Source organism: Rhizobium sp. AB2/73 (assembly GCF_020871915.1).
GTDB classification, from domain to species: Bacteria; Pseudomonadota; Alphaproteobacteria; order Rhizobiales; family Rhizobiaceae; genus Rhizobium; species Rhizobium dioscoreae.
The window spans coordinates 1,760,450-1,784,704 of record NZ_CP067071.1; the positions used below are offsets into that span (position 1 = coordinate 1,760,450).

Here is a 24,255-nt window from a genome sequence, read left to right on the forward strand (position 1 = left end):
TTCCTCAATTCTGATAGGCCGGGTTCCAGCGTAATGCCCTGCGCTCGATCGCCCGGGCGACGACATCGGCGAGCTTGCCGAGGATGGCGTAGATGACCAGCGTCAGCACCACGACATCGGTCATGCCGAACTCGCGGGCATTGTTGGCCATATAGCCGATGCCCGATGATGCCGCGATCGATTCAGCCACAATCAGCGTCAGCCACATGATGCCGAGGGCAAAGCGCAAGCCGACGAGAATGGACGGAAGCGCGCCGGGAAAGATGACCTTCCGGAACAGCGTCCAGCTGCTCATGCCATAGACCCGGCCCATCTCGATCAGCCCGCGATCGACATTGCGTACGCCGTGATAGGTATTGAGGTAGATCGGGAACAGCACACCGAGCGCCGTCAGGAAGAGCTTGGATTCTTCGCCGATCCCGAACCAGAGAATGACGAGCGGCACCATGGCAAGGTGCGGAATGGTGCGCAGCATCTGCAGCGTCGTATCCGTCAGCTGTTCAGACAGCCGCGAGACGCCATTGGCGATACCGAGCAGGAAGCCGATCGAGCCGCCGACCAGCAGGCCGGCGAAGGCGCGGCCGGCGCTGACGAGGATATTGTTCGGCAGCTGCCCGGAGATCGTGGTCTGCCAGAAGGCGATCACGACTGCCGCCGGCGACGGCATGATACGGGTGGAGATCCATCCAAGCGACGAGCCCAGCTGCCATGCCGCGATGACGACGATGGGCAGCAGGAAAGGCAGAAATCTCTGGAACGAGATGCCTTGCCGCGCGACCCTGGCCTGGCGCGTGCGCCGTTCCGAAGCCACGCGGACGAAGGACGTGTCGAATGCCGACATGGGAATCTCCCTTTTGAACTGGCGTTACGAGCCGGAAACGACCTTGAGATTGCCGCCATGACTGCCGCCGGCGAAAATCTGCTTGGCGCCGAATTCATTGCGGAACCCGGCACGCTGCTCGTCACGCTTCAACCCCAGTTCAGGGAAGAGAAGCTCTGCAACACGATAGGCTTCCTCCAGATGCGGATAGCCGGAACCGATCACGGTTTCGATACCGAGCTCCTGATATTCCCGCAGCCTCGCGGCAACCGTCTTCGGCGAGCCGACAAGCGCCGTACCCGCACCGGCACGAACCAGCCCTACGCCGGCCCATAGGTTGGGCGACACTTCGAGCCTGTCGCGGCGGCCGCCGTGCAGCGCGGCCATGCGCTTCTGGCCAACGGAATCGGACTGGTTGACGAATTGCTCCTGAGCTTCGCGGATCGTCTCGTCGTCGAGCTTGGAAATCAGCTTGTCGGCCGCAGCCCATGCCTCTTCGTCCGTCTCGCGAACGATGAAGTGAAGGCGAATGCCGAAGCTGACTTCGCGCCCCCGTTTGGCAGCGGCCGCCCGCACCTTTGCAATTTTCTCGGCCACCTGTGCCGGCGGCTCGCCCCAGGTCAGATACTTGTCGACGCGACCGACCGAAAATTCGATGCCGGCATCGGAAGAACCACCGAAATAGAGCGGCGGGCGCGGCGCCTGCACCGGCGGTAGGCCGAGCCTTGCATTGGTGGCCTTGATATACTTGCCCTCGAAAGTGGACGATCCCGTCTCCAGAAGCTCTTCCCAGACATGGAAGAATTCATCGGCATGGGCGTAGCGCTCATCGTGTTCCAGATGAATGCCGTCACCGGCCAGCTCTGCCGGGCTGCCGCCGACGACGATGTTGAGCAGCACACGGCCATTCGAGACACGATCGAGCGTCGATGCAAGGCGCGCATAATAAGCCGGCGACGCCGTACCCGGGCGGATTGCCACCAGGAACTTCAGCTTCTGAGTATGTGCCGAAAGAGCTGCCGCGGTGACGAAAGATTCTTCGCAGGAAACACCGGTCGGCAAAAGCACGCCCGTATAGCCCAGCCGGTCGACCGCCTGCGCGATCTGCTGAAGATAGCCGATCTCCGGCCCGCGATTGAGATCGGCCGTGCCCAGATAGGTGCCGTCACCGGAGGTCGGAATGAACCAGAGGAAATCGATGGGTTTTGCGGTCGCGGTCATGAAGCTTTCCTGCTTTCTGGATGCGCGTGGTCGGGAGCCACTTCCCGATGTTCGATCCGGATAGTGGCATAGACCAGATATTATATCGACAATGTGGATTTTCTAATCGCCTGTATCTGGCGAAATATTTTTCCTGATAAAGCCCCCGCCCGTAGTGTTTCGGGCGCGGGCGATATCTGCGGATCTTGTCAGCCTCAGCTCGCCCTCGGCCGCCAGACGATGTCCGTGATGTTGAGCTTCTTGGGAACGATGCCAAGATTGTAGAACTCGTCAGCCAGCCCCTGCTGATAGGCGATCGCCGCATCTGTAATGGTCGAGACGCCGCCAAGATTCGCACCCGGACGCGTCAGCACCACCCGCGTCACCTCGGCCGGCACGCCAGTGATTTCGGACATAGCCTTAACGGTGTTGTCCAGATCCGATTGCGCCGCCGCCCCCACCTTGGCCAGTTCGTCGATGACGTCGATAATCACCTGCGGATTATCCTTGGTGAAATCGCCGTTCGCCAGGAAATAGCTGAAGGAATCGACGATGCCTCGCGCGGTCGCGAGGATGCGCGTATCCGGATCGGCCTCCGCAATGGCGAGATAGGGATCCCAGATCGACCAGGCGTCGATCGCGCCCGTCTTGAACGCAGCGGACGCATCAGGCGGCGCAAGATCGAGCGGCTGGACATCGTTGATACCAAGCCCACCTTTGCGAAGCGCCTTAACGGCGACGTTGTGGGCGCTGGAGCCGCGCTTGAAGGCAACCTTCTTTCCCTTGAGATCGGCAAGCGTCTGGATCGGCGAATCCTTGCGCACGAGAATGGCGGAGCTTTCGGGGCTGCCGGTGTAAATGCCGACGTAGAGCAGATTGCCATTGGCAGCCTGCGCAAACAGCGGCGGCACATCGCCCGTGGCACCGAAATCGAGAGCACCGGCGCCGAGAGCTTCAAGTAGCGGCGGACCGGATGTGAATTCCGACCATTCCACGGATATGCCGCGATCGGAAAGCCGCTTTTCCAGCGCCCCTTCGCGCTTCGCTAATGCCAATACGCTGTTCTTCTGCCAGCCGATCCGAAGTGTCGTGGCTGCGGCCGCACGTGACTGTCGAACGGAAGGTAAAGCGAAAGCTGCCGCCGTCACACCGAGAAGGCCGAGTGTCTGTCTGCGCGAAATCATCGAAGATTCCTTTTCATGAGGCCTCGGCGCTTCCGCGGCCATCGGCTCGTTGTCGATGGCTTAAGATCGCAAATCCATAGATTATATCGACAAAGGAAATTATGAAAATTCGCAACGAGAGCGAAATTAAATTCCAATAAATGCAAAAATTAGAAATGAGATTTCAAATCACATGCCATGGTGACAAGTTGCCCGACAAATCGGTCTTTCGTCTCTCTGGCCTTTCGGCTAAGCCTTCGAAACAAATTCGGTCAGGGAGTTATGAAATGGTAAAGGTCTCATTCATCGGCATGGGCGTCATGGGCTATCCCATGGCCGGGCACTTGAAGGTCAAGGGCGGGCATGACGTCACCGTCTACAACCGCACCACCGCCAAGGCCGAGGCATGGGCCAAACAATATGACGGCAAGTTCGCCCCTACCCCAGCCCAGGCCGCTGAAGGTGCCGATTTCGTCTTCACCTGCGTCGGCAATGACGACGACCTGCGCTCGGTGACGACAGGCGAGAACGGCGTCCTTTCAACCATGAAGGCGGGCTCCGTGCTCATCGACAACACGACGGCGAGCGCTGAAGTCGCTCGCGAACTCTACGCCGCCGCAAAGGAAAAAGGCGTCGACTTCATCGACGCCCCGGTCTCCGGCGGACAGGCAGGCGCGGAAAACGGCGTACTGACCGTCATGTGCGGCGGTGATGAAGCCGTGTTCGAAAAGGCCCGCCCCGTCATCGACGCCTATGCGCGCATGGTCGGCCTGATGGGGCCTGTCGGCGCGGGACAACTGACCAAGATGATTAACCAGATCTGCATCGCAGGCATCGTCCAGGGTCTGGCAGAAGGCATTCACTTCGGCAAGCAGGCCGGCCTCGATATCGAGAAGGTCGTTGAGGTGATTTCCAAGGGGGCCGCCGGTTCCTGGCAGATGGAGAACCGACACAAGACCATGATTTCAGGCAAATATGATTTCGGCTTCGCAGTGGACTGGATGCGCAAGGATCTCAGCATCGTGCTCGAGGAAGCTCGCCGCAACAAAGCCAAGCTGCCGCTCACGGCCCTCGTCGATCAGTTCTACGGCGACGTCCAGGCGATGGGAGGCAATCGCTGGGATACCTCCTCGCTGCTCGCGCGCCTGGACAAGAAGTAAAGGGCCGCAGCGAAATCAGCGGCTTCTGCTGAGCGCCTCTTCAAAACGGCGCTCAGTTCATGTCAGTCCTCGTTGGACTTGGCATTTTCCAGCAGCATGTAATCGAGCGGCAGTTCCGTCGAGTACTTGATCTGCTCCATCGCGAAAGCCGAGGAGACGTCGCGGATTTCGATCTTGGCAATCATGCGCTTGTAGAAAGCATCATAGGCAGCGATATCCGGAACGACGACGCGCAGAAGATAGTCGACATCGCCGCTCATGCGATAGAATTCGACCACTTCCGGGAAATCGGCGATCACTTCCGAAAAGCGCTTCAGCCATTCGATGGAATGGCTGTTGGTGCGGATGGACACGAAAACAGTGACCTTCGTGTTGACCTTCTCGGGATCGAGCAAGGCCACTCGGCGGCGAATGACGCCATCCTCCTCCATCTTCTGGATGCGGCGCCAGCAGGGCGTCGTCGAGAGACCGACCTTCTTTGCAAGATCGGCTACGGCCAGAGTGGAATCCTCCTGCAGCAGGCGCAGGATTTTGCGGTCAAGACGGTCCATTTAAAGCATCCTTCGAATTATATTCTCTCTATAGCTTATTTTTAGCGATAGAAAAGAAACTTTTTCTCAAGGAAGCAGGCTTTTCACACGTTGTTGCAAAACGGGAAGCAACTCGGCCTCGAACCAGAGGTTTCGTTTCAGCCAGCCGCTGTTGCGCCAACTTGGATGCGGCAATGGCAGGACGGACGGCGACCGGTTGGTTAGAAGGTAACGCCGCCACTGCGCGACCGTCTCGGTCATCGACCCCATGCGCTCCGCCCCAAGATGCCAGGCCTGAGCATATTGACCGATCGTCAGGATCAATTCGATCTGCGGCATCGCATCCATCGCCCGCTGCCGCCACAACGGCGCACACTCCTTGCGCGGCGGCAGATCGCTTCCCGTCATGTCATAGCCCGGAAAGCAGAAGCCCATGCCCATTATGGCGAAATGGTCCGGATTGTAGAAGCTCTCGCGATCTACCGCGAGCCACTGACGCAAACGGTCACCCGAGGCATCGTTGAATGGCAGGCCGCTCTCGTGAACGCGCAATCCCGGCGCCTGCCCTGCGATGAGTATCCGCGCAGTCGACGACAGTGTCGCAACCGGACGCGGTTCATGCGGCAGGCGATCCGCCTCGCCCTTGGCCGGTGCGTCCCGACAGAGACGGCAGGCCGCAATCGCGGAACGCAGGATCTGCAATTCGCTCTCCTGCTTCATGGGGCGCTCCATCCGACAAGCTGGCGCAAATAGCCGAACAATCCGGCAATCGAATCATTACCATCAGCCATACGCTCCTCGCGCCGATAGTCGCTGGGCCTCTCGAAATCACTGGCCCAAAGCCCGGCTTTCGCCTGCCGCGCGATGCGCTCTTCGCTGACGTAGGCACCATAGGAAACCGCCATGCCATCGCGCACCATTGCGGCATTGACATCGAGGTCGCCGGCGACGCATGTCACCAGCAGGCGACCATAGCGATCCCTCTCCCATCCCCGGCATTCGGGCGCTCCTGTCTTAATCATTGTGGCAAGCGCCTTGCGCGCTTCTTCGCCGCAGGCCCAATCCGCGCCATTGCGCTGGCAGCGCTGCCGATACTCAGGAGCATCGATACCTTTCAGCCTCAAGCGTTCGCCGTTGGCGGAAAGCGTGTCGCCGTCGATGACATAAAACTTGCCGTTTTGAACGATTTCCGGTCGATTGTTCATCTTCAACGCGAATAATGCAAGGATGGCAAGCAGCGCGAAAGTGACCACGCCGTCACGAAACAGGCGGCCCGACCGCACCACGTTGTTGCCTCCTTTAAGAACAAATCCTTGGCGAAGATGGCAAACAAATCATTTCGGCGCAGCATCTTCTTAAGATTTGAAGGCTAGTGTGTAGCCTCAGGCAGGCCAAGTTTCAATGTAACCATGAGCACCGGCGTCAGCACATCGACAGATAAAAACATTGTCGACCGATCGCGCAGTCACCGTAACCGGGCTGTGTCGAAGGCCGTGCGGCAAACGCGCGAACGCCTGCAAAGCGGCCATAGCCGCAATTTCGATCGCGAACTGATGATGATGCACATCGACACCTTGCGGCAGAGTGCCGCCGTGGTGCCGATCTTCGTCATCGTGGTTGCCGTTCTCGGTGTCTACCTGACGCGCGATACGGGCATTCTCTTCTGGACCATTCCGATCCTGACGGCCCATGCCATCAACATGCTGATCGGACGGCGCGCCAAGAAGCAGGAAATGTCGGCCGAAAGCGCCAGAAAGTGGCGGCAGCTGCTCTTGCTGGGACAATTGCTCGTCGGCTTCTGTTGGGCGCTCTTCACGGTGCAAAATTGTGCGACCTGCGGTGGCGACAGTTTCGCCTTCTACAAAGGGACGACGCTGCTTGCGGCAATCTGCATTACGGCCATGTCCAGCTTCATGCTGCCGCGGGCCGTTCCATTTTCCTTCGCACCCGCGACCGTCGCGCTGGCCGTGGCCGCGATCCTCACGCGAAGACCTTCCGATATCGCCCTCACCGCAGCCATTTCGGTTGCCGTGATATTCTTCAGCTTCATCACCAACCGCATGTATCAGTCGAACCTGAAGATCCTCTCCTTCCAATCGGAGAAGGACGATCTGATCGCGGAGCTCGAAGTCGCGAAGTCGATGTCTGACGAAGCGCGCCGGCGTGCCGAGGAAGCAAATCTCGCCAAATCGCGCTTTCTTGCTTCCATGTCGCACGAGCTTAGAACGCCGCTGAATGCGATCCTCGGCTTTTCCGAGGTCATGTCGGCGGAGGTTATGGGGCCGCTCAACAATCCGACCTATCGCGAGTACACCAGTGATATTCATCGATCCGGCCAGCACCTGCTCAACCTGATCAACGAAATCCTCGATCTCTCGCGCATCGAGGCCGGCAAATACGAGCTGAACGAAGAAGCGATTTCCCTCCTCGATATTGCCGAGGATTGCATCGGCATGGTGCAGCTGCGCGCCCGCGCCAAGAACATTTCGATCTCATCGCAATTCGAAGCGCAGCTGCCTTCTGTGTGGGCCGATGAGAAATCAATGCGCCAGGTGATCCTCAATCTTCTATCGAACGCGGTCAAATTCACGCCGCAGGGTGGCGAGATCAGCGTGAAGGTTGGCTGGACCGCCGGCGGCGGCGAATATGTAGCGATCAAGGATAATGGCCCTGGCATTCCCGAAGAGGAAATCCCGATTGTCCTGTCCGCCTTTGGTCAGGGCTCCATCGCCATCAAGAGCGCCGAACAGGGCACTGGCCTTGGTCTGCCGATCGTACAGGCCATTCTTGCCAAGCATGACGGTCAATTCATGCTGAAATCAAAGCTGCGGGAAGGCACCGAGGTCATAGCCATATTGCCGGCAAAACGCGTCCTTCAAAGCCTGCCGGCGGTCGAAGACGCTCCTTTTGTCGAGCGCCGCAAGAAGAGCTTCGCTTAAAAGCAGCTCGGGTGCTGATCGCTAGACGCGTCAGCTTTTCACGGAATCTCTGAACCGCGCTATTTCTTTGTTGTCTCGCAATTCCGGACGGAAGACCGCTACGTACTTTTCCTGGAATTGCTCTAGCGAAACAGCAGATGGCTGCCGATGACATAAAGAAGGTAGATGCCGGACGCGACCAGCATGCAGAGCACGGCAAACGAGCCGAGATCCTTGGCATGTTTGCCGACATTGGAAATCTCCGGCGAGATCCGGTCGATCACCTCTTCCACCGCCGTATTCATGGCTTCGATCGCGAAGACCGCGAGGAACAACACCATCGCGATGACGATCTCGCCGATGGTCGCGCCGACCGCAATCAACAGGATCAGTCCCACCCCGGCAAAAAGGAGTTCCTGGCGAAAGGCCGATTCCTGCAACAGCCGCTGAAATCCGCCCCAGGAGTAGCCTGCAGCGGCGAAAAAATGCCGAATTCCGGTCTCCTTGTTGACCGCAGATTTTGAAAATTCAGCCATTCGCGCTCCGCCCGTAGTGTTCCGGTTGCATCTGGATGCCTTGCGAATACCGCCTCACCGTGGGCGAAGCAAGGCGACGCCGCTCGCCGCCTTCAAAATTCATTGCAGATTTATGACAAGAAACCGATCATCCACAGGGAAATTGAGCGGCGAAACGCCTATTTCAACGTCTCGCCGCCAAGTTTTCAGTGCTTATTCGTAACCCCGGCGCTTTCGAACGTCGCCATGCCCGAATGGCAGGCTGCAGCAGCCTTGACGATGCCGGCCGCCAGTGCGGCCCCCGTACCTTCGCCAAGCCGCATGCCGAGCGCCAGAAGCGGCGTCTTGCCGAGCTTCTCGATGGAGCGGAGATGACCCGGCTCGGCCGAGACGTGCCCGATCAGGCAATGGTCGAGTGCAGAGGGATTCGCGGCCTTGAGAATGGAAGCGGCAGCCGTCGCAACATAACCGTCGATGATAACAGGGATCCGTTCCATGCGTGCGGCGAGAATGGCGCCGGCCATTGCCGCGATCTCGCGGCCACCGAGGCGGCGCAGGATTTCCAGCGGATCGTTGAGATGAGCGCGATGCAGCGCCACCGCCTTCTCGACGGCGGCGATCTTGCGCTTCAGCATATCACCTTCCGAGCCGGTGCCTGGGCCAACCCAGTCTTCGGCCTTGCCGCCATGGAGCGCGTAATGAATGGCCGCGGCGATCGTAGTGTTGCCGATGCCCATTTCGCCGATGCAGAGCAGGTCGGTACCACCGGCAATCGCCTCCATGCCAAAGGCCATGGTCGCGGCACAGTCGCGCTCGCTCAATGCCGGTTCTTCGGTGATATCGCCCGTCGGGAAATCGAGGGCGAGGTCGAAGACCTTGAGGCCGAGATCGTAGGCAACGCAGATCTGGTTGATCGCGGCTCCGCCGGCTGCGAAGTTTTCCACCATCTGCTGGGTTACGGAAGGCGGAAACGGCGTAATTCCCTGCTTGGTGACGCCGTGATTGCCGGCAAAGATCGCCACCAGCGGCCGGGTTACGGCCGGCGCACGACCAGTCCAGGCGGCCAGCCAGAAAGCGATTTCCTCCAGCCTTCCAAGCGCGCCCGGCGGCTTGGTGAGCTGCGCATCACGTTCGCGCGCGGCCACGAGCGCCCGGGCATCCGGGCCTGGAAGGTCGCGCAGCAATGCGCGGAAATCGTCGAATGGGAGGCCGCTGACGCTCATAAATGCGTTCCTTGTCTTTTGGTCTCAAATCGGGTTCTTTGCGTGCGACTCTATTAGTCCTGGGAATCGGTGCGAACAACTCCAAAAGCGCCCGATGCTGTCGCGCGTATGGCGGGGAGAGGAAGAAATGCGGGAATATATGCGTGACATCGCGCGCGCCGTCGCATTCTTGAGCCGCATTCCCGTGCCGTCGTCCTTCTTCGAAGGCCATGACGGCAAGCTTTCGCGCGTTTCACGCGCTTTTCCCGTTGCTGGCCTGCTGATCGCCCTGCCCTCGGCGCTGACGTTCAGCGTGCTGCTCGCCCTCAACGCCGATCCGTTGATGGCCGCATTGCTGGCGCTTGCCGTGCAGACGATCCTGACCGGCGCCCTCCATGAAGACGGGCTCAGCGACACGGCGGACGGATTGGGCGGCGGCAAGGACCGCGAGCGCGCGCTCGAAATCATGAAGGATAGCCGTATCGGCACTTATGGGGCGGCAGCGTTGATACTGTCGTTCGGATTGCGGGCGGCGGCACTTGCAGCCATCGCCCGGCATCTGCCGCCTGAGGACGCCGCTGTCGCAATTCTCGCGGCGGCCACCTTGAGCCGCGGTGCCATGGTCTGGCATTGGTACGCCCTGCCATCCGCGAAGCCGGATGGGACCGCGGCATCGGCAGGCAAGCCGGATGGCGATGCCATGCAGCTGGCGCTGATTGCGACATTGGGCCTCGCGATACTGCTCGTCGGTCCCGCCATGGGCGTTCCGGCGTTGGTTGGCTGCCTTCTCACGACGAGCGTCGCGACATCTCTTGCCACAGGATATGTCCGTCGGAAATTGACCGGCCATACGGGCGATACGATCGGCGCGACCCAGCAGATTTGCGAGATCGCTTCCCTCTGTACCCTTGCCATGTGCATTTGAAGCATCGATATATGATCCCATGCTGACACCTTGCATCCTCGTCTGCTCCATCGACCAGAATACCGGCTATTGCTTCGGCTGCGGCCGCACGTCGGCCGAAATCGGCGCGTGGATGAGCTATAGCGACGACGAACGCCGCCAGATCATGGAAATGCTTCCGGAGCGCCTGACCAAGGTCGAGCGCAAGCCGCGCCGGGAGACGCGCCGCCAAAGGATGGCACGGGAGCGCAGCGCCGTATGAACCGCCTGAACATCGTTCTCGCCATTCTCGGCATCGGCCTCGCACTGCTCATCTTCAACAATAACACCGGCTCCACCTTCGGCATGCGCAACGACGACTTCGCGCGTGTCGTCTATCTTCTGCCGATCGCTCTGATGATGAGCGCCGCGGTGTGGGCGAGCCGGCATACGGTCAGCCAGTCGATCCGCAATCTGCTGATCTGGTTCGTCATCATCATGGCGCTCGCGACCGCCTATATTTATCGATACGATGCCGAACAGGTCGGCAATCGCGTCTTCGCCGGCCTTATACCCGGCCACGCCGTTATCGTCACGACGAGCGAAGGCGGTCAGGAAGTCATCCTTCACAAGCGCTCGAACGGGCATTTCGAAGCACGGGTCATGATCAATGGCCAGTCGATCGACATGCTGATCGACACCGGCGCCAGCACCATCGCCTTATCGCAGGAGGACGCCGAGCGCGTCGGCATCATTCCGGAAAACCTTACCTATTCGCAGACAGTATTGACCGCCAACGGCCGCGCCAGGGCGGCTCCCGTGGAACTCGGCTCCGTGGCAATCGGCCCGATCAAGCGCAGGGATGTCGAGGCGAGCGTGGCCGAAGCGGGCAAGCTCGATCAGAGCCTGCTCGGCATGAGCTTTCTCGAAACCCTGGGGTCGATGCAGATGCAAACCGACGAGCTTCGGCTGCGCGACTGATGAACCGAACGCGATAGTTCGGTTGGGAGCGAAGTAATCGCCGATCTCTTCGCTCTAAAAGACGGCATGTCCAAATCTTACAAGAGTGCCCCCTATGACGCCGCCAAGACCTAACCTGACGACCGAACTGCTTCTCCTCCTCGCCCTCGCCACCTGCTGGGGTGCCTCCTACACCTTCATCCGCATCGGCGTAGCAACCATCCCGCCGATCACACTGATAGCGGCCCGCACCTTGATCGCCGGCCTTGTCCTGCTTGTGATCATTCGCTGGCGTGGTCTGAACCTGCCGCGCGATGCCGCCACCTGGAAGCGCTTCCTCATTCAATCCTGCCTCAACAGCGCCATCCCTTTCACGCTGATCGCCTGGGCGGAACAGACTGTCGATGCCGGCCTTGCGACCATATTGAATTCCACGACGCCGATTTTCACCTTCCTGATTGCCGCCTTCGTGCTGCGCAGCGAACCGCTAACGGGCCGCAAGCTTTTCGGCGTGATTGCTGGCATGGCCGGTATCTGCCTGATCATCGGCCTCGATGCGCTGCATGGAATGGGCCGCCAGCTGCTGCCGCAGCTTGCCGTCGTCGCGGCGTCGATCTGCTATGCCTGCGCCGCACTGTTCGGCCGAAATTTCAAAGGGCTGGACCCGATGATGCCGGCAGCCGGCTCCCTGCTTTGCGGTGCCGCTCTCCTGATCCCGGCAAGCCTGATTGTCGAACATCCCTGGCAGATTGCGCCGTCGACAGCCTCAATCCTGGCACTGCTTGGCCTGTCGGTCGTCTCCACCGCGCTTGCCTTCAGCATCTATTTCCGGCTTATCCAGACCCTCGGCTCGGTCGGCACGACGGCACAAGCCTATCTGCGCGTCCCGATCGGCGTCACCATCGGCGTCGTCTTCCTTGGCGAACCTCTGTCTCCGACCGCAGCCATAGGTCTTGTCTGTGTCGTGGCTGGCGTCATGGCCATGACCATCGCCCCACGCAAGCGGATCGCAGCCGGATGAAATCGCCGTTCATCGGCTTGCATGGGACACTCAGATCAGAACGGACAAATCGTCCCATGCAAAAATGAAATTGTCGGAACGCCAGACCGGACCCGGATCCGTGTACCGGCCGATCAATTGGCCTCCGAGCGCACGATAAAAGGCAATCGCCGATTCGTTGCCGACAACCACACCAAGCGCCGCACCCGAATAGCCCATGGATAAAAGTTCCCGCGCCAATTCTCGCATCAGACGGCGGCCAAGTCCCTGGCGTTTGATGGAAGCATCGATATAGAGCGACTTAATCTCGCCTCGCCCCTCGAATATGGCATCGGACGGCGCGTTGATCGCGCCGATACCGACAAGCCGCCCGCCCCGCTCGGCCAAAAGCACGCGCTGATCCCGATGGGGATTTGCGAGTATGTCCGCCCACCGCAGACGGCGGAAATCCTCGTCGAGAGCCTGATAAATCTCAGCAGACACCAGGTCGCGATAGGTGTCGCACCAGATCGCGCGATGCAGCCTCGCCATCTCGGCGACATCGTTGGCAAGAGCGGGCCTGATCGTAATTTCCATCGTCACCCTACACTCCCCTGGACAGTTCCGCGCAGAGCGCCGACAAGATAGAGCGAGCCCGTCACCAGGATCCAGCCGCCCACCTCCGCAGCTTTCGCGACGGCATGATGAAGCGCTTTCTGCGGGTTGGGCTCGGCTTCGCAGGCCATACCCATCGAGATCGCCAATGCCTCCAGCTCCGTCGCCGCATGGGCGCGGCCCGATCCGGACGCTTCCGTAAAGACCGCATGGGCCACGTATTGCGAGAGCACGTTCAAGAAGCCGGGAGCATCCTTGTCGGATGCAAGTGCGACGACGGCGACGCAATCGCCGCTGACGCTGGACGAGCGCGTGATATCGCGCAGGACTGCTTCGATATTGAACGGCACATGCGCGCCATCCATGATGATGGGCAAGCTCTGCCGCCCGCTTCGCAGCGTGGGTGGTAGGGAAAGGTCGAAGCGCTCCATCCGCCCCGGCAGCCGCGCCTTGTCGATAACGGCCGGTTCGAGCAGCCACGCGCCGACCGGCTGCCCCTTTTTGCCCGCCGTCTGCACGCCCTGCCGACCGAGATAATCGAATACAAGGCCGACCAGCGCGATATTCGTTGCGGCGATCGTCGCATCTTCGGGAAGATCGGTTCGCAGGATCTGGCAGCCAAGCTCATCGGCACGCTGCTGCAAGACCTTTCCCGCGGCATCATCGATAGCAAGCGTGGTGGCAAGCGTGGCGCCCGGTTTCAATATGCCGACCTTCTCGCCCGCGATCGCCTCGCGCGTGACCCCAAGAATTTCGGTATGCTCAAGGCCGATATTGGTCACGATCGCGACTTCGCCGAAGACCACATTGGTGGAATCCAACCTGCCGCCCAGCCCAACCTCAACCACAACCCAATCCAAACCAGCATCCCGGAAGACGACGAAAGCAGCAGCCGTTATTACGTCGAACCAGGTGGCATCCTCGGCGGCGGTTGCCGCCTGCTTCGCGCTCTCATAGCTGTCCAGAACTTGCATGATCGCCGTCGCCAGCGCATCATCCTCGACTTCCTGGCCAAGAATACTGACACGCTCGTTCACTCGGTCGACATGCGGTGATGCGTAGCGACCGACGCGCCAGCCGGCCCGCAGTAATCCCGCTTCGATGAGCGCCGAGACAGATCCCTTGCCCTTGGTGCCGGCAACGTGGATGGCGCGAAAGCTGCGATGTGGATTACCCAGGCGCTGCATGAGGTCGAACATCGGCTCAAGACCGACCCGCATCTCCCCGCGCGGCTTGCGCTCCCAGTTGGTCAGTTGATCGAGCCGGGAGAGTGCCTGGGGCAGCGAGGGATTGAGATGAGCCTGCGACATTGAATGCTTCCTGGACCATTTTGTTGCGGCCGCAAAGCCGCAGGTCTTCTTAGGCCTATGGGCCAGGCACCGCCATCAATTTCTCAAGCGATAGCCGGTCCGGAAAATCCACCCCAGGATGATCAGACAGATGACGAGAAAGAGCGTGATCATGGCAAGGCTCAAGCCCGGATTGACATCGGCGATGCCGTAGAAGCTCCAGCGGAAACCACTAACCAGATAGAGGACCGGGTTGAGATGGCTGACCGCCTGCCAGAAGGGCGGCAGCATGTTGATCGAATAGAAGCTGCCGCCGAGGAAGGTCAGCGGCGGCACGACCAGCATCGGGATAAGGTTCAGCTGCTCGAAATTTCCGGCCCAGATGCCGATCATGAAGCCGAACAGGCTGAAGGTGACTGCCGTCAGCACGAAGAACAGGATCATCATAAGGGGATGCTCGATCCTGATCTCGACGAAGAAACTTGCCGTGGCGAGGATGATCAGGCCAATCAGCATCCCCTTGGTCGCCGCCGCGCCCACATAGCCGAGCACGATCTCGGTCATGGCCACAGGCGCCGATAGCACCTCGTAGATGGTACCGGTAAACTTCGGGAAGTAGATGCCGAAGGAGCCGTTGCTGATGCACTGCCCAAGCAAGGTCAGCATGATCAGGCCCGGCGTGATGAACGCCCCATAGGAAACGCCCTCGACCAGATTGATGCGCGAACCGATCGCGGCACCGAAGACGATGAAATAGAGCGATGTGGAAATGACTGGCGAGACGACGCTCTGCAGCAGAGTGCGACGCGTGCGGGCCATTTCGAACGAATAGATAGACTTGATCGCTTCGAAGTTCATTTGCCCGCCTCCACCAGCGATACGAAAATATCCTCGAGCGAACTCTGGCGCGTCGAAAGATCCTTGAAATGAATTCCCTCGGCGGCGAGTTTCGACAGCAGAGCCGCGATACTGGACTGTTCGTGCCGAGTATCGAAATCATAAACGAGCGTCAGGCCGTTCGGGCCAAGCGAAAGCCCGTTGCCGTCGAGGGACTGCGGTACGGCGTGGAGCGGCTCGTTCAGATCGAGAATGAGCTGCTTGCGGCCCAGCTTGGCCATCAGCGCCTTCTTCTCCTCCACAAGCAGCAGCTCGCCGCCATTGATGACGCCGACGCGATCGGCGGCCTCCTCCGCCTCTTCGATGTAATGCGTCGTCAGAATGATCGTGACGCCGGAAGCGCGCAGGCGCTCGACTACATGCCACATGTCCTTGCGCAACGTCACGTCGACACCGGCCGTCGGCTCATCGAGGAAGAGGATCTCCGGCTCATGCGACAGCGCCTTGGCGATCAGCACACGCCGCTTCATGCCGCCGGATAGCTGGCGAAGCGTGTTGTCCTTCTTCTCCCAGAGCGAAAGATCGCGGAGAATTTTCTCGATATATTCGGGGTTGGGCTTCTTGCCGTGAAGCCCGCGCGAAAAGCTGACCGTGTTCCACACGGTTTCGAACTGATCGGTCGTCAATTCCTGCGGTACGAGGCCGATGAGGCTGCGCGTGGCGCGGAAATCGCGCACGACGTCATAACCGCCGACGGTCACAGACCCACCGCTCGGATTGGCAATCCCGCAGACGATGGAAATCAGCGTCGTCTTGCCCGCACCATTCGGCCCCAGCAGTGCCAGGATTTCGCCCCGCTCGATATCGAGATCAATGCCCTTCAGCGCCTGGAATCCGTTGGCATAGGTTTTCGTAAGATTGCGTATGGAAATGATCGCAGCCATAGTCAGGCAAAGTCCGGCTTTTGTGATGAATTTCGCGGCGTTTGCCCGCTATATAGCCGGTCTTGGGCTTTTACCACCCCACGGTAGTGAAACACAGCGTTCGCCTAAGCGGAATAAGCTGTCATCAAATCGTGACCTTCGTCGGGCATATAGCTCCTTAGGTGAGCAACGCTTGTCGCAACTCCGCCCAACGCCTCTTGGCGACACCGTCAGCGCCTGTTGTATTGGCCGATTTATTGCCTTCGCATTCATATTGCGTGCATCATCATTGCAACATGAAGTTCTTTTCTGGAGCCGGCGAAGATTCCCCGTCGTTGCCGTGCTCCGCTCAAGCCGGCTCAGCCGGCTTTTTTCTTTTTGCCAGCTTACGATCGGGAAAACGACCGTTACCAGTTGCCGTTGACGCCGCATCCGGCCGGCGGCAGCGTCTTGTGCTCGAAGCGTGCCTTCAGCATCGCACAACCCTTGTCGCGAATGGGTCCGGGCATCATGGAGTTGAGACCGATGCCGACTTCATCGAACGGATCGTCGGCATAGGCGACATAAGCGTACCAGCGGCCGCCGATGACGATAATGATGGCAATCAGTGCAGCAAGGAGCGCCCTTCCCAGGCTTTTCTTTCGTCTTGGTACGTCTTCCATGAACCCCTCTCTGGCACCCAATGCGCGCAATTGAGCGCGATTCCGTCGAAAGGTAAATCAGCTTTCCCGTTTGACAAGTGTAGATGCTGTTCCGGCAAAGGGCCAATCAAAGGCTGCAATAGCGCCGGCCGCCCTTTCGGTCCCTGAGGTCGAAATGAAAGTGGTTCCAGTGCTCCGGATTGCTGCCGGGGCCGAGCACGGTATCGAAATAGCGGCAGCTGTCACTGCGCACCGCTTTGAGCAACCGCCCTTCCCGGAAGGAGAACAAGCCCTTCTTCCGCACATCGATCACATGGCCGTTCTTCAGGACGAAGGTACCGACGTCGATGGCGTTGCCATGCGCATGCTCCGACATCGGATTATAGCGTTGCCGGCTATTGTTCATACGGCGGCAGGAATAGCCGCCGAGCGGTACGATCGTGGCGATGCCGGTCCAATAGCGCGTGCGTGCGGCTGGGGCGAGTTCGTTCTTTACCCATTTGGCGAAGGCGAGCGTCACTTGGCAATTCAAGGTCACCGCCGGTCGGACCGCGATATTGCCGGAAAGGCCGCTCAGCGAAACCGGATAGGGAACCTGACATGCAGGACCGTTCGAGATCGCCGGCTTGTCGGTATAGATAACACCCATGCGCTGCAATTCCTGACGGCAGGCGATTTCCGAAGGCGGCATCATCCCCGGCGTCGATTGCGGCGCTTCGAACTGCTGATCGAGGCGCGGTATCGGATTTTCGACACGCGGCAGCATCGCGACTTGCGTTCCCGGCAACTGCCTCGGTATCCGCGACTGATTGAGCTCGGCCTGCGCGGCCGGGCGCTGCACGACCGAGCGGTTGGTCTGTACCGGCGCATCGGTGCCGATACCGTCGACCACGGGCTGGTCGGACTGACCTTCGGCAATGTTCTGCTGCTCCTCCTGCGCCAATCCTACCACCGAGGCGGATTGCGCCTCCTCACTCGGACTGACGCCAAGCTCGGCGTCCATGTTGACACCCTGGGAGGGGATATCCGACTGCTGCGCTAAGCCGGCCTCGACATCCGTCGTGGTCACCGCCTCACCCGTTCCGCTGGAACGAACGGGACCGCCGCTTTTGTAATTGCTCGACGCGGAAACGACGGGATCCTGTACCCCTTGGTAGGCGAATTGCCTTTGCGGCACGCTGCGATGCGGCTTGATCGAGCCGACGCGCGAGGAGCTGTCGATGCCAGAAGGCGGCACGAGGCTATCTGCCGTACAGGCGACCAGCGCCGACGACAACAGCAATGGCAGCGCGACCCGCCGTAGAATGGGTAAAATGGCCATAGTCCTGATCCGCTGCCCCAGCCACGGTCGGTAACGATTACAAATCCTAAATGGGAAGGGTGAACGAAAGCTTACCGCAGGGGTCCCGCTGTTTTACAACGGTACCGCGTGAGCATGGAATCGCCTGAAGCAAAGCGCGTGACCCACAGGAGTCCTCCATGGAAATGCCAGCATGGCTTTTCCATCGCGGCAGGATTGCATAGGCTGATTGTCGGAATCGACCGTGAACAGGAGCAGAAGAATGAATGACAGCGTCAAACCGAGAGGCGAGCTGACATTGCGCACGCTCGCCATGCCCGCCGACGCCAATCCTGCCGGCGATATTTTCGGCGGCTGGGTCATGGCGCAGATGGACTTGGCAAGCGGCATCCGCGCAGCCGAGCGGGCGCGTGGACGCGTGGTCACGGCAGCGGTCAAGGAGATGGCCTTCGAACTGCCGGTCAAGATCGGCGATACGTTGAGCGTCTTCACCGATATCGAACGCGTCGGCCGTACCTCGATCACGCTGAGCGTCGAAGCATGGGCACACCGCGCCCGTTATAACAGCCTGGAGAAAGTCACGGCTGCGACCTTCATCATGGTCGCGCTCGATGAAAGCGGCTTGCCGAAGGCTGTACCAGAGGAGAGCTGACGCGATGGATTCCGCGCACACACCGGAAGTCTACGTCTATATCAGGACGGTCATGAGCATGGTGATCGGCCTTTCGCTCGCCCAGCTTCTGACCCGGCTTGCCGGATTCGTGCAGGCACCGGGCAAGAACAAGATCTACCTCGTCCATATCGGCTGGGTATTGTCCATGTTCCTTTTCATCATCCATTTTTGGTGGTGGGAGTATCGGCTGCAATCCGTCGCGCAGATCAATTTTGGTGTCTACCTCTTTCTCATCTGCTTCTGCTGCCTCTTCTATTTCCTCTGCGTATTGCTCAATCCGCCGTCGGTCGAGGATTACGGCGGCTTCGAGGAATATTTCATCTCCCGCCGTCATTGGTTCTTCGGCCTGCTCGCCGTCACCTACGCCGTCGACCTCATCGACACATTGTTGAAGGGAGAGGCCTATTTTCGTTCTCTCGGCTGGGAATATCCAATACGCAATGTCGTCTACGTCATCCTGTGCATCATTGCCTCGATCACCGCCAACCGACGCTTCCAGGCAGCATTCGTGATCATCGGACTGATCTATCAGATCACATGGATCTTCCGCCTCTACGACGTGCTTCCGGTATAGCGGTCGCATCCGGTATAGGCATCAAAAACCGCTGCCATTTGGGTTCCTGCGATCCCTTGACCAAGACATCGCCATATTGTTCAGATCGATTACGTCCGGGACGCAGGTGGGAGACTGAAGCCTTGAAGACAAAGAGCTACGCATTGGGGTTGGCGCTCGCTCTTTCGCTGCCCTGGCTTGCTCGCGCCGAGGATCCTGCCCCAGGCCCCGCCAATACCGCGATCGATCTGAAATATTGGGTGGAGTTCGCAAAGCAGGGCAACGCAGCCGCCCAATACGGTCTCGGCTACCGCTACGCCAACGGTCAGGGCGTGGAGCAGGACGACGCTCAGGCCATCGATTGGTATCGACAATCGGCGGACCAAGGCAATGCACAGGCGCAATATGCACTGGCCTACATGTATGCGAGCGGCCGGGGCGTCGATGCGGATCTCAAACAGGCAAACGACTGGTATTTGAGGGCGGCGCAAAACGGCAATGCCGATGCTGAATATGCCATCGGCTATTCCTATGCCAATGGCCGTGGTATGGCTGTCAGTAATGAAAACGCCGTCACCTGGTACCAGAAAGCCGCCGCTCAGGGACAGGCGCAGGCGCAATATGCGCTCGGCTACATGTATGCCAATGGCCTCGGCGTGCATCAGGACGAGGCGATCGCACTCGGCTGGTATCGCAAAGCGGCCGACCAAGGCCGGCCCGATGCCCAGTACGCCATCGGCCATATGTATGATAACGGCCAAGGCACGGAAGAAAACCAGGAGCAGGCCGTCGCCTGGTATAAAAAGGCCGGCGACCAAGGAAGCGCGCAAGGCCTGTATGCGGTCGGCTATGCCTATGCCAATGGCAAGGGTGTCGAACGGAACGATGCCGAAGCCTATTCCTGGTATATGAAGGCAGCGATAAAAGGACGCGCTGACGCGCAATACGCCGTCGGCTACAGTCTTGCAAACGGGATAGGCGTCGCCCGGGACTACAGGCAGGCACTGCAATGGTATCGCAAAGCTGCCGATCAGGGCCGCCCCGACGCCCAATATGCCATCGGCTACCTCTATGCCAACGGCCAGGGCGTGAAGACCGACGATGACAGCGCGGCGAGATGGTATCGCAAGGCCGCCGAACAAGGCGACGCACAGGGTCAATATGCCCTCGCCTACATGTATGCGGCCGGCCGGGGCATTGGCAGGGACTATGGCAAGGCCTTTGACTGGTTCCAGAAAGCCGCCGGCCAGGGTCATGCTGACGCCCAATACGCACTTGGCTACATGTATGAAAACGGTCAGGGGACGACAGCTGACAAATCGGCCGCCGCAAGCTGGTACCGCAAGGCGGCCGACCAGAACAATTCACAAGGCGAATATGCCCTCGCCTACCTCTATTATCAGGGCGCCGGCGTTCCCAAGGACTATGGCCAAACGGCCGCTCTGTTTCACAAAGCCGCCGATCAGGGCGACGCTCGAGCGGAATACGGTCTTGGATATCTGTATTATAACGGTTATGGCGTGCCAAAGGACTCCAAGATCGCAGCCGACTGGTTCAACAAGGCGGCGGCAAAGGGATTACCGGAAGCGCAGCATGGACTCACCTACATGGAAGCCAATGGCGACGGCCCGATCAAGGATCTCGGACCGCTGGGCCATGGGACCGCCGGCAAAAAGCGCTCGGGCGTCAGCACGGGCTGGCTCTTGTTTCATTTGCTGATGGTGCTCGTGCCTTAGAGCTCGACATGTTAATTCAACGAATTTCGATTGAGGGGTAAATCGTGAATTGGAAGAAGGGGGCAGCAGGTTTGCTCTTCGCGCTGGCGTCCATGGGAACGGCACAAGCCGATGTCGGACGAAACAGCTACGATCGCGGCGATATCAAATCGGGCTTGGATTACTGGCGCCCCCTGGCAAACAAGGGCAACGTTGCCGCACAGCTGAAGCTCGGACAAATGTACGAGGACGGCAACGGCGTCGAAAAGAATCTTACGCTTGCCCTCAGCTGGTACAAGAAGGCCGCCGATCAGGGCAATGCCGAAGCGCAGTTCAATGTCGGCACCATGTACGACCAGGGCGAAGGCGTCACCGCCGACAAGAGCGTGGCCATTGTCTGGTACAAGAAGGCTGCGGCACAGGGATACCTCAATGCACAATATAATCTCGGCGTCGTCTACGACACGGGCCAAGGCGTAGCGCAGGATAAGCCGCAGGCGTTTGCCTGGTACAGCAAAGCGGCCGAACAGGGTGATGCCGATGCTCAGTTCAATGTCGGCACCATGTATGACCAGGGCGACGGCACGGACAAGGACAAGAGCAAGGCCGTCAACTGGTATCGCAAGGCGGCCGAGCAGGGAAAAGTCGAGGCGCAATACAATCTGGGGATCATGTATCGCGACGGCGAAGGCGTCACCAAGGATGGCGCTGCAGCCTTCTCCTGGTTCAAGAAGGCCGCCGAACAGGGCGATGCTAGCGCGCAGTTCAATATCGGTGCCATGTATGCCGATGGCGACGGGATCAGGCGGGATCAGGCCGAGGCGATCACATGGTTCCTGAAAGCAGCGGCGCAGAATGATGTCGAGGCCGAATACAATCTCGGCGTTATGTTCCGCGACGGTGAGGGCGTCACCAAGAACGGTCCGAAGGCGATCTACTGGTTCGAGCGGGCAGCCGAACATCGCTATGCCGGCGCGGCCTATAATCTCGCCATGATGTACCGCGACGGCGATGGCGTTGCCGCTAATGCCGCCAAGGCAGCGGAGTGGTTCCGCAAGGCGAAGCATCTGGGTTACGACGGAGACACGGAGCCGCCGGAAGCTCCCTCCGGTGGACAGACTATTCCGATTTGAGCGCTTTACTGGCCGACCAGTGATCTCTCATGCCTTCGATCATTGCCTTGCTCCCGGTAGAGCGCGGCAAACCATGCGGATACCTATCGGACGGTCATCATCAGGGGGATTGCCTTGACGAAGGAAGAGATGGAAGACTGTCGCCACACCGGGCCTGATTTGCTACTTCTTTTCCTGAGAGGATCGATCGTCGTGAACCTGAAATATCCCGTGTTCCCCGTCTCGCCCCTACCAACGCTTCGCATGGCTGCGCTGACGGCAGCGGTCGTGCTGCAGCTCTCTCCGCTTCCGATAACGGCAATGCCGGCGGAGGCCGCGCCCGGCTCATGCTGGTCGCTGCTGCAGAGCAAATTCGGCCCGGAGATCGAGAAATCCGTGAACGAGGCCGATCCCTGCAAGAAGCTGCCCGGTGTCGATCACAAGGACAAGTTCGAGGTGAAATCCCTCGATATCTGCGACGGCCCGAACGGCGGTGTCCAGATCAACGCGCGTGCCGAGATGGCATGCAAATCGCACGGCGTGCTAAAGACGACGATCAAGGGCGAACTCGATGCCTCCATGACCGTCGATGTCGGCGCATGCCACATCACCGACCTGCATCTCGGCATCAATGGCCCGATCGGCGAACTGATATCCTCGGTCGGTGGACTGCAGGAGCTAGCCCGCGGCTTCGCCCAGGCCAAGATCTCGGAAATTTGCGGAAAATAAACGAAAGGGCCAGCGATATCAGCCGGCCCTCGTGACCTTGATGGCGAATCTGTTCAGGCCTGCACGGCGCTATCCGCTTGGCCTGCACCCTTCCCGCCAAACCGAACACCCTTCTTCTCGAAGCCAAAGCCGGCGAAAACAGCGACGACCACGGCGACGATACAGGCCACGATCAACAGCGCCAGGGCATAGTCGCCGCTCCACCGCTTCGCCAATCCCGCCTGGATCGAAGCATTGCCTGAAGCCAGCAGATTGCCGAGCTGATAGGCAAATCCGGGGAAGGTGCCGCGCACCTCATCCGGCGACAATTCATTGAGATGTACCGGAATGATGCCCCAGGCGCCCTGCACGAACAACTGCATCAGGAAGGCGCCGATTGCGAGCATCACGGGTCCCTGACCCCAGACCCAGAGCGGAGCGACCGGAATGGCCAGCAGCGCCGCGATGACAATGGTCCGCCGCCTGCCCCAACGCTGCGACAAAGAGCCGAAAGTCAGGCCGCCGACAATCGCGCCGATATTGTAGACGATGGCGATAGCACCGACGGTATATGAATCATATTGCCGCTGAGCTTCCAGGAATGTCGGATAGAGGTCCTGTGTACCGTGGCTGAAGAAGTTGAATGCTGTCATCAGAAGCACCGCCCAGATGAACAGTGGGATATTCTCGCGCAATACGGTGAGGAACGGCCGCTGCGGCTTGGCCTGCCGCTGAAGGAAAGCCGGAGATTCCTCCACATTGCGCCTGATATAGAGCACCAGCAGCGCCGGCACCGCGCCGACGAAGAACATGCCGCGCCAGCCGATGATCGGGAACAGCAGAAAGAAGACGATCGAGGCGAGCAGATAGCCCGAGGGATAACCGGCCTGCAGAATACCGGACACAAGGCCGCGCGAGTCCTCGGGTATGGTTTCCATCACGAGCGACGCGCCGACACCCCACTCCCCGCCCATGGCAACGCCGAAGAGCGCGCGCAGCACGAGGAACATCGTCAAGCCGGTAGAAAAGCCTGTCAGAAATTCGAATACGGAGTAAAGCAGCACGTCGACCATCAGGGTCGCGCGCCGGCCGAAACGATCCGCCGCGAGTCCGAAGATCAGGGCACCAAGAGGCCGCATGGCAAGGGTGAGGAAGATCGCCACGGCAACCGCGGGGACATCCGTGTGAAATTCTTCGGCTATATGCTTGAGAACGAAAACCAAAATGAAGAAATCGAAAGCGTCCAATGTCCAGCCCAGATAGGCTGCGATCACGGTGTTTCGTTGCTGGGGGGACAGGGAACGTAAGCTATCCAATGCGGTCATCATGATCCTCCGACCGGATGGCGGCGGCGAGGCGGGCAATACCGGATGCCGTCGAAGCTGGGGGAACCCGGCACTGGCCGGGCATGTCGACGTTGCGGCTGGCTCCTCCCTTGGCGCCTGCGAGGATCGCGCTATGCGGACTTTGGATCAGCGATAACGCATCGGCCGCTCTTGGGTTGTAACATATTTGACATCGCCGGCGAATGGAAAAATCCGCCATTTTGTTTCCCTTTT

Annotated in this window: 26 protein-coding genes; 11 read left to right on the forward strand and 15 right to left on the reverse strand. The window is 59.6% G+C overall.

Translation table 11 applies throughout. From position 1 onward, the window contains the following. Nucleotides 1-4: 4 nt before the first annotated feature. The 3 genes from ssuC to I8E17_RS08800 all read right to left on the reverse strand — a co-directional run bounded on the left by ssuC (nucleotide 5) and on the right by I8E17_RS08800 (nucleotide 3,204). Nucleotides 5-841, reverse strand: a complete 837-nt coding sequence (ssuC, locus tag I8E17_RS08790) for an aliphatic sulfonate ABC transporter permease SsuC (protein ID WP_069613095.1) — start codon at nucleotides 839-841, stop codon at nucleotides 5-7. Between the two features lie 24 nt (nucleotides 842-865). Continuing rightward, nucleotides 866-2,041, reverse strand: a complete 1,176-nt coding sequence (gene ssuD, locus I8E17_RS08795) for an FMNH2-dependent alkanesulfonate monooxygenase (RefSeq protein WP_069613096.1) — start codon at nucleotides 2,039-2,041, stop codon at nucleotides 866-868. Nucleotides 2,042-2,235: 194 nt separating this feature from the next. Continuing rightward, on the reverse strand, nucleotides 2,236-3,204 hold the full coding sequence (locus I8E17_RS08800) for an aliphatic sulfonate ABC transporter substrate-binding protein (protein ID WP_069613210.1): 969 nt from the start codon (nucleotides 3,202-3,204) through the stop codon (nucleotides 2,236-2,238). A gap of 266 nt (nucleotides 3,205-3,470) precedes the next feature. Here I8E17_RS08800 and I8E17_RS08805 point away from each other — a divergent pair, with 266 nt between their 5' ends. Further along, nucleotides 3,471-4,343 carry an NAD(P)-dependent oxidoreductase gene (locus I8E17_RS08805; RefSeq protein ID WP_069613097.1) on the forward strand — a complete coding sequence of 291 codons (873 nt, stop codon included), beginning with the start codon at nucleotides 3,471-3,473 and terminating at the stop codon, nucleotides 4,341-4,343. A gap of 62 nt (nucleotides 4,344-4,405) precedes the next feature. On the opposite strand, the gene I8E17_RS08810 is transcribed toward I8E17_RS08805, so the two are convergent. From I8E17_RS08810 to I8E17_RS08820, 3 genes are all read right to left on the reverse strand, one after another. Beyond that, nucleotides 4,406-4,894 (reverse strand): Lrp/AsnC family transcriptional regulator, encoded by a 489-nt coding sequence (locus tag I8E17_RS08810; protein WP_069613098.1) that lies wholly within the window; start codon nucleotides 4,892-4,894, stop codon nucleotides 4,406-4,408. A 66-nt stretch (nucleotides 4,895-4,960) separates the two neighbouring features. After that, nucleotides 4,961-5,593, reverse strand: coding sequence for a uracil-DNA glycosylase family protein (locus tag I8E17_RS08815; protein ID WP_069613099.1), 633 nt, complete (start codon nucleotides 5,591-5,593; stop codon nucleotides 4,961-4,963). Further along, nucleotides 5,590-6,159, reverse strand: a complete 570-nt coding sequence (locus I8E17_RS08820) for a thermonuclease family protein (protein ID WP_069613100.1) — start codon at nucleotides 6,157-6,159, stop codon at nucleotides 5,590-5,592. The genes I8E17_RS08815 and I8E17_RS08820 overlap by 4 nt, the downstream gene beginning before the upstream one ends. 123 nt (nucleotides 6,160-6,282) lie before the next feature. Here I8E17_RS08820 and I8E17_RS08825 point away from each other — a divergent pair, with 123 nt between their 5' ends. Further along, nucleotides 6,283-7,812, forward strand: coding sequence for a HAMP domain-containing sensor histidine kinase (locus I8E17_RS08825; RefSeq protein ID WP_069613101.1), 1,530 nt, complete (start codon nucleotides 6,283-6,285; stop codon nucleotides 7,810-7,812). Between the two features lie 122 nt (nucleotides 7,813-7,934). Here I8E17_RS08825 and I8E17_RS08830 read toward each other — a convergent pair whose 3' ends face one another. Both I8E17_RS08830 and cobT read right to left on the reverse strand, forming a co-directional pair. Further along, nucleotides 7,935-8,327 (reverse strand): diacylglycerol kinase, encoded by a 393-nt coding sequence (locus I8E17_RS08830; protein ID WP_069613102.1) that lies wholly within the window; start codon nucleotides 8,325-8,327, stop codon nucleotides 7,935-7,937. Nucleotides 8,328-8,512: 185 nt separating this feature from the next. Continuing rightward, nucleotides 8,513-9,529 carry a nicotinate-nucleotide--dimethylbenzimidazole phosphoribosyltransferase gene (gene cobT, locus I8E17_RS08835; protein WP_069613103.1) on the reverse strand — a complete coding sequence of 339 codons (1,017 nt, stop codon included), beginning with the start codon at nucleotides 9,527-9,529 and terminating at the stop codon, nucleotides 8,513-8,515. A 127-nt stretch (nucleotides 9,530-9,656) separates the two neighbouring features. Here cobT and I8E17_RS08840 point away from each other — a divergent pair, with 127 nt between their 5' ends. The 4 genes from I8E17_RS08840 (at nucleotide 9,657) to I8E17_RS08855 (ending at nucleotide 12,372) form a co-directional block, all read left to right on the forward strand. Then, complete coding sequence (locus tag I8E17_RS08840; RefSeq protein ID WP_083258185.1) at nucleotides 9,657-10,433, forward strand: adenosylcobinamide-GDP ribazoletransferase; 777 nt, start codon at nucleotides 9,657-9,659, stop codon at nucleotides 10,431-10,433. 19 nt (nucleotides 10,434-10,452) lie between these two features. Then, nucleotides 10,453-10,674: a DUF1289 domain-containing protein gene (locus I8E17_RS08845; RefSeq protein ID WP_069613105.1), complete on the forward strand. Its 222-nt coding sequence runs from the start codon at nucleotides 10,453-10,455 to the stop codon at nucleotides 10,672-10,674. Continuing rightward, nucleotides 10,671-11,372, forward strand: coding sequence for a TIGR02281 family clan AA aspartic protease (locus I8E17_RS08850; protein ID WP_069613106.1), 702 nt, complete (start codon nucleotides 10,671-10,673; stop codon nucleotides 11,370-11,372). The genes I8E17_RS08845 and I8E17_RS08850 overlap by 4 nt, the downstream gene beginning before the upstream one ends. Nucleotides 11,373-11,466: 94 nt before the next feature. Then, on the forward strand, nucleotides 11,467-12,372 hold the full coding sequence (locus I8E17_RS08855; RefSeq protein WP_069613107.1) for an EamA family transporter: 906 nt from the start codon (nucleotides 11,467-11,469) through the stop codon (nucleotides 12,370-12,372). 30 nt (nucleotides 12,373-12,402) lie between these two features. Here the strand turns inward: I8E17_RS08855 and I8E17_RS08860 are convergent, their stop codons facing one another. From I8E17_RS08860 to I8E17_RS08885, 6 genes are all read right to left on the reverse strand, one after another. Further along, nucleotides 12,403-12,927, reverse strand: a complete 525-nt coding sequence (locus tag I8E17_RS08860; RefSeq protein WP_069613108.1) for a GNAT family N-acetyltransferase — start codon at nucleotides 12,925-12,927, stop codon at nucleotides 12,403-12,405. A 2-nt stretch (nucleotides 12,928-12,929) separates the two neighbouring features. Further along, nucleotides 12,930-14,255, reverse strand: coding sequence for a Mur ligase family protein (locus I8E17_RS08865; RefSeq protein WP_069613109.1), 1,326 nt, complete (start codon nucleotides 14,253-14,255; stop codon nucleotides 12,930-12,932). A gap of 75 nt (nucleotides 14,256-14,330) precedes the next feature. After that, entirely contained in the window at nucleotides 14,331-15,092 is a 762-nt protein-coding gene (locus I8E17_RS08870; protein ID WP_069613110.1) for an ABC transporter permease, read from the reverse strand. Further along, on the reverse strand, nucleotides 15,089-16,015 hold the full coding sequence (locus I8E17_RS08875) for an ABC transporter ATP-binding protein (RefSeq protein WP_069613111.1): 927 nt from the start codon (nucleotides 16,013-16,015) through the stop codon (nucleotides 15,089-15,091). The genes I8E17_RS08870 and I8E17_RS08875 overlap by 4 nt, the downstream gene beginning before the upstream one ends. 386 nt (nucleotides 16,016-16,401) lie before the next feature. Then, complete coding sequence (locus I8E17_RS08880; RefSeq protein WP_069613112.1) at nucleotides 16,402-16,656, reverse strand: hypothetical protein; 255 nt, start codon at nucleotides 16,654-16,656, stop codon at nucleotides 16,402-16,404. Nucleotides 16,657-16,762: 106 nt separating this feature from the next. Then, nucleotides 16,763-17,956 (reverse strand): extensin family protein, encoded by a 1,194-nt coding sequence (locus I8E17_RS08885; protein ID WP_069613113.1) that lies wholly within the window; start codon nucleotides 17,954-17,956, stop codon nucleotides 16,763-16,765. Nucleotides 17,957-18,197: 241 nt separating this feature from the next. Here I8E17_RS08885 and I8E17_RS08890 point away from each other — a divergent pair, with 241 nt between their 5' ends. The 5 genes from I8E17_RS08890 (at nucleotide 18,198) to I8E17_RS08910 (ending at nucleotide 22,717) form a co-directional block, all read left to right on the forward strand. Beyond that, entirely contained in the window at nucleotides 18,198-18,587 is a 390-nt protein-coding gene (locus tag I8E17_RS08890; protein WP_069613114.1) for an acyl-CoA thioesterase, read from the forward strand. Nucleotides 18,588-18,591: 4 nt separating this feature from the next. Further along, nucleotides 18,592-19,182, forward strand: coding sequence for a hypothetical protein (locus I8E17_RS08895; RefSeq protein WP_069613115.1), 591 nt, complete (start codon nucleotides 18,592-18,594; stop codon nucleotides 19,180-19,182). A 122-nt stretch (nucleotides 19,183-19,304) separates the two neighbouring features. Beyond that, nucleotides 19,305-20,897 carry a tetratricopeptide repeat protein gene (locus I8E17_RS08900; RefSeq protein ID WP_069613116.1) on the forward strand — a complete coding sequence of 531 codons (1,593 nt, stop codon included), beginning with the start codon at nucleotides 19,305-19,307 and terminating at the stop codon, nucleotides 20,895-20,897. A gap of 44 nt (nucleotides 20,898-20,941) precedes the next feature. Beyond that, entirely contained in the window at nucleotides 20,942-22,009 is a 1,068-nt protein-coding gene (locus I8E17_RS08905) for a tetratricopeptide repeat protein (protein ID WP_069613117.1), read from the forward strand. Between the two features lie 114 nt (nucleotides 22,010-22,123). Further along, complete coding sequence (locus I8E17_RS08910) at nucleotides 22,124-22,717, forward strand: hypothetical protein (protein WP_229002096.1); 594 nt, start codon at nucleotides 22,124-22,126, stop codon at nucleotides 22,715-22,717. A gap of 53 nt (nucleotides 22,718-22,770) precedes the next feature. On the opposite strand, the gene I8E17_RS08915 is transcribed toward I8E17_RS08910, so the two are convergent. Beyond that, nucleotides 22,771-24,021 carry an MFS transporter gene (locus tag I8E17_RS08915; protein WP_069613118.1) on the reverse strand — a complete coding sequence of 417 codons (1,251 nt, stop codon included), beginning with the start codon at nucleotides 24,019-24,021 and terminating at the stop codon, nucleotides 22,771-22,773. Between the last annotated feature and the right edge of the window lie 234 nt (nucleotides 24,022-24,255).

Coding starts and splice junctions, on each gene's coding strand:
- I8E17_RS08810 (WP_069613098.1), bottom strand. CDS start 4,894: ATGGACCGTCTTGACCGCAAAATCCTGCGCCTGCTGCAGGAGGATTCC.
- ssuD (WP_069613096.1), bottom strand. CDS start 2,041: ATGACCGCGACCGCAAAACCCATCGATTTCCTCTGGTTCATTCCGACC.
- I8E17_RS08840 (WP_083258185.1), top strand. CDS start 9,657: ATGCGGGAATATATGCGTGACATCGCGCGCGCCGTCGCATTCTTGAGC.
- I8E17_RS08830 (WP_069613102.1), bottom strand. CDS start 8,327: ATGGCTGAATTTTCAAAATCTGCGGTCAACAAGGAGACCGGAATTCGG.
- I8E17_RS08800 (WP_069613210.1), bottom strand. CDS start 3,204: ATGATTTCGCGCAGACAGACACTCGGCCTTCTCGGTGTGACGGCGGCA.
- I8E17_RS08890 (WP_069613114.1), top strand. CDS start 18,198: ATGAATGACAGCGTCAAACCGAGAGGCGAGCTGACATTGCGCACGCTC.
- I8E17_RS08915 (WP_069613118.1), bottom strand. CDS start 24,021: ATGACCGCATTGGATAGCTTACGTTCCCTGTCCCCCCAGCAACGAAAC.
- I8E17_RS08895 (WP_069613115.1), top strand. CDS start 18,592: ATGGATTCCGCGCACACACCGGAAGTCTACGTCTATATCAGGACGGTC.
- I8E17_RS08845 (WP_069613105.1), top strand. CDS start 10,453: ATGCTGACACCTTGCATCCTCGTCTGCTCCATCGACCAGAATACCGGC.
- ssuC (WP_069613095.1), bottom strand. CDS start 841: ATGTCGGCATTCGACACGTCCTTCGTCCGCGTGGCTTCGGAACGGCGC.
- I8E17_RS08870 (WP_069613110.1), bottom strand. CDS start 15,092: ATGAACTTCGAAGCGATCAAGTCTATCTATTCGTTCGAAATGGCCCGC.
- I8E17_RS08825 (WP_069613101.1), top strand. CDS start 6,283: ATGAGCACCGGCGTCAGCACATCGACAGATAAAAACATTGTCGACCGA.
- cobT (WP_069613103.1), bottom strand. CDS start 9,529: ATGAGCGTCAGCGGCCTCCCATTCGACGATTTCCGCGCATTGCTGCGC.
- I8E17_RS08815 (WP_069613099.1), bottom strand. CDS start 5,593: ATGAAGCAGGAGAGCGAATTGCAGATCCTGCGTTCCGCGATTGCGGCC.
- I8E17_RS08850 (WP_069613106.1), top strand. CDS start 10,671: ATGAACCGCCTGAACATCGTTCTCGCCATTCTCGGCATCGGCCTCGCA.
- I8E17_RS08880 (WP_069613112.1), bottom strand. CDS start 16,656: ATGGAAGACGTACCAAGACGAAAGAAAAGCCTGGGAAGGGCGCTCCTT.
- I8E17_RS08865 (WP_069613109.1), bottom strand. CDS start 14,255: ATGTCGCAGGCTCATCTCAATCCCTCGCTGCCCCAGGCACTCTCCCGG.
- I8E17_RS08805 (WP_069613097.1), top strand. CDS start 3,471: ATGGTAAAGGTCTCATTCATCGGCATGGGCGTCATGGGCTATCCCATG.
- I8E17_RS08855 (WP_069613107.1), top strand. CDS start 11,467: ATGACGCCGCCAAGACCTAACCTGACGACCGAACTGCTTCTCCTCCTC.
- I8E17_RS08875 (WP_069613111.1), bottom strand. CDS start 16,015: ATGGCTGCGATCATTTCCATACGCAATCTTACGAAAACCTATGCCAAC.
- I8E17_RS08885 (WP_069613113.1), bottom strand. CDS start 17,956: ATGGCCATTTTACCCATTCTACGGCGGGTCGCGCTGCCATTGCTGTTG.
- I8E17_RS08860 (WP_069613108.1), bottom strand. CDS start 12,927: ATGGAAATTACGATCAGGCCCGCTCTTGCCAACGATGTCGCCGAGATG.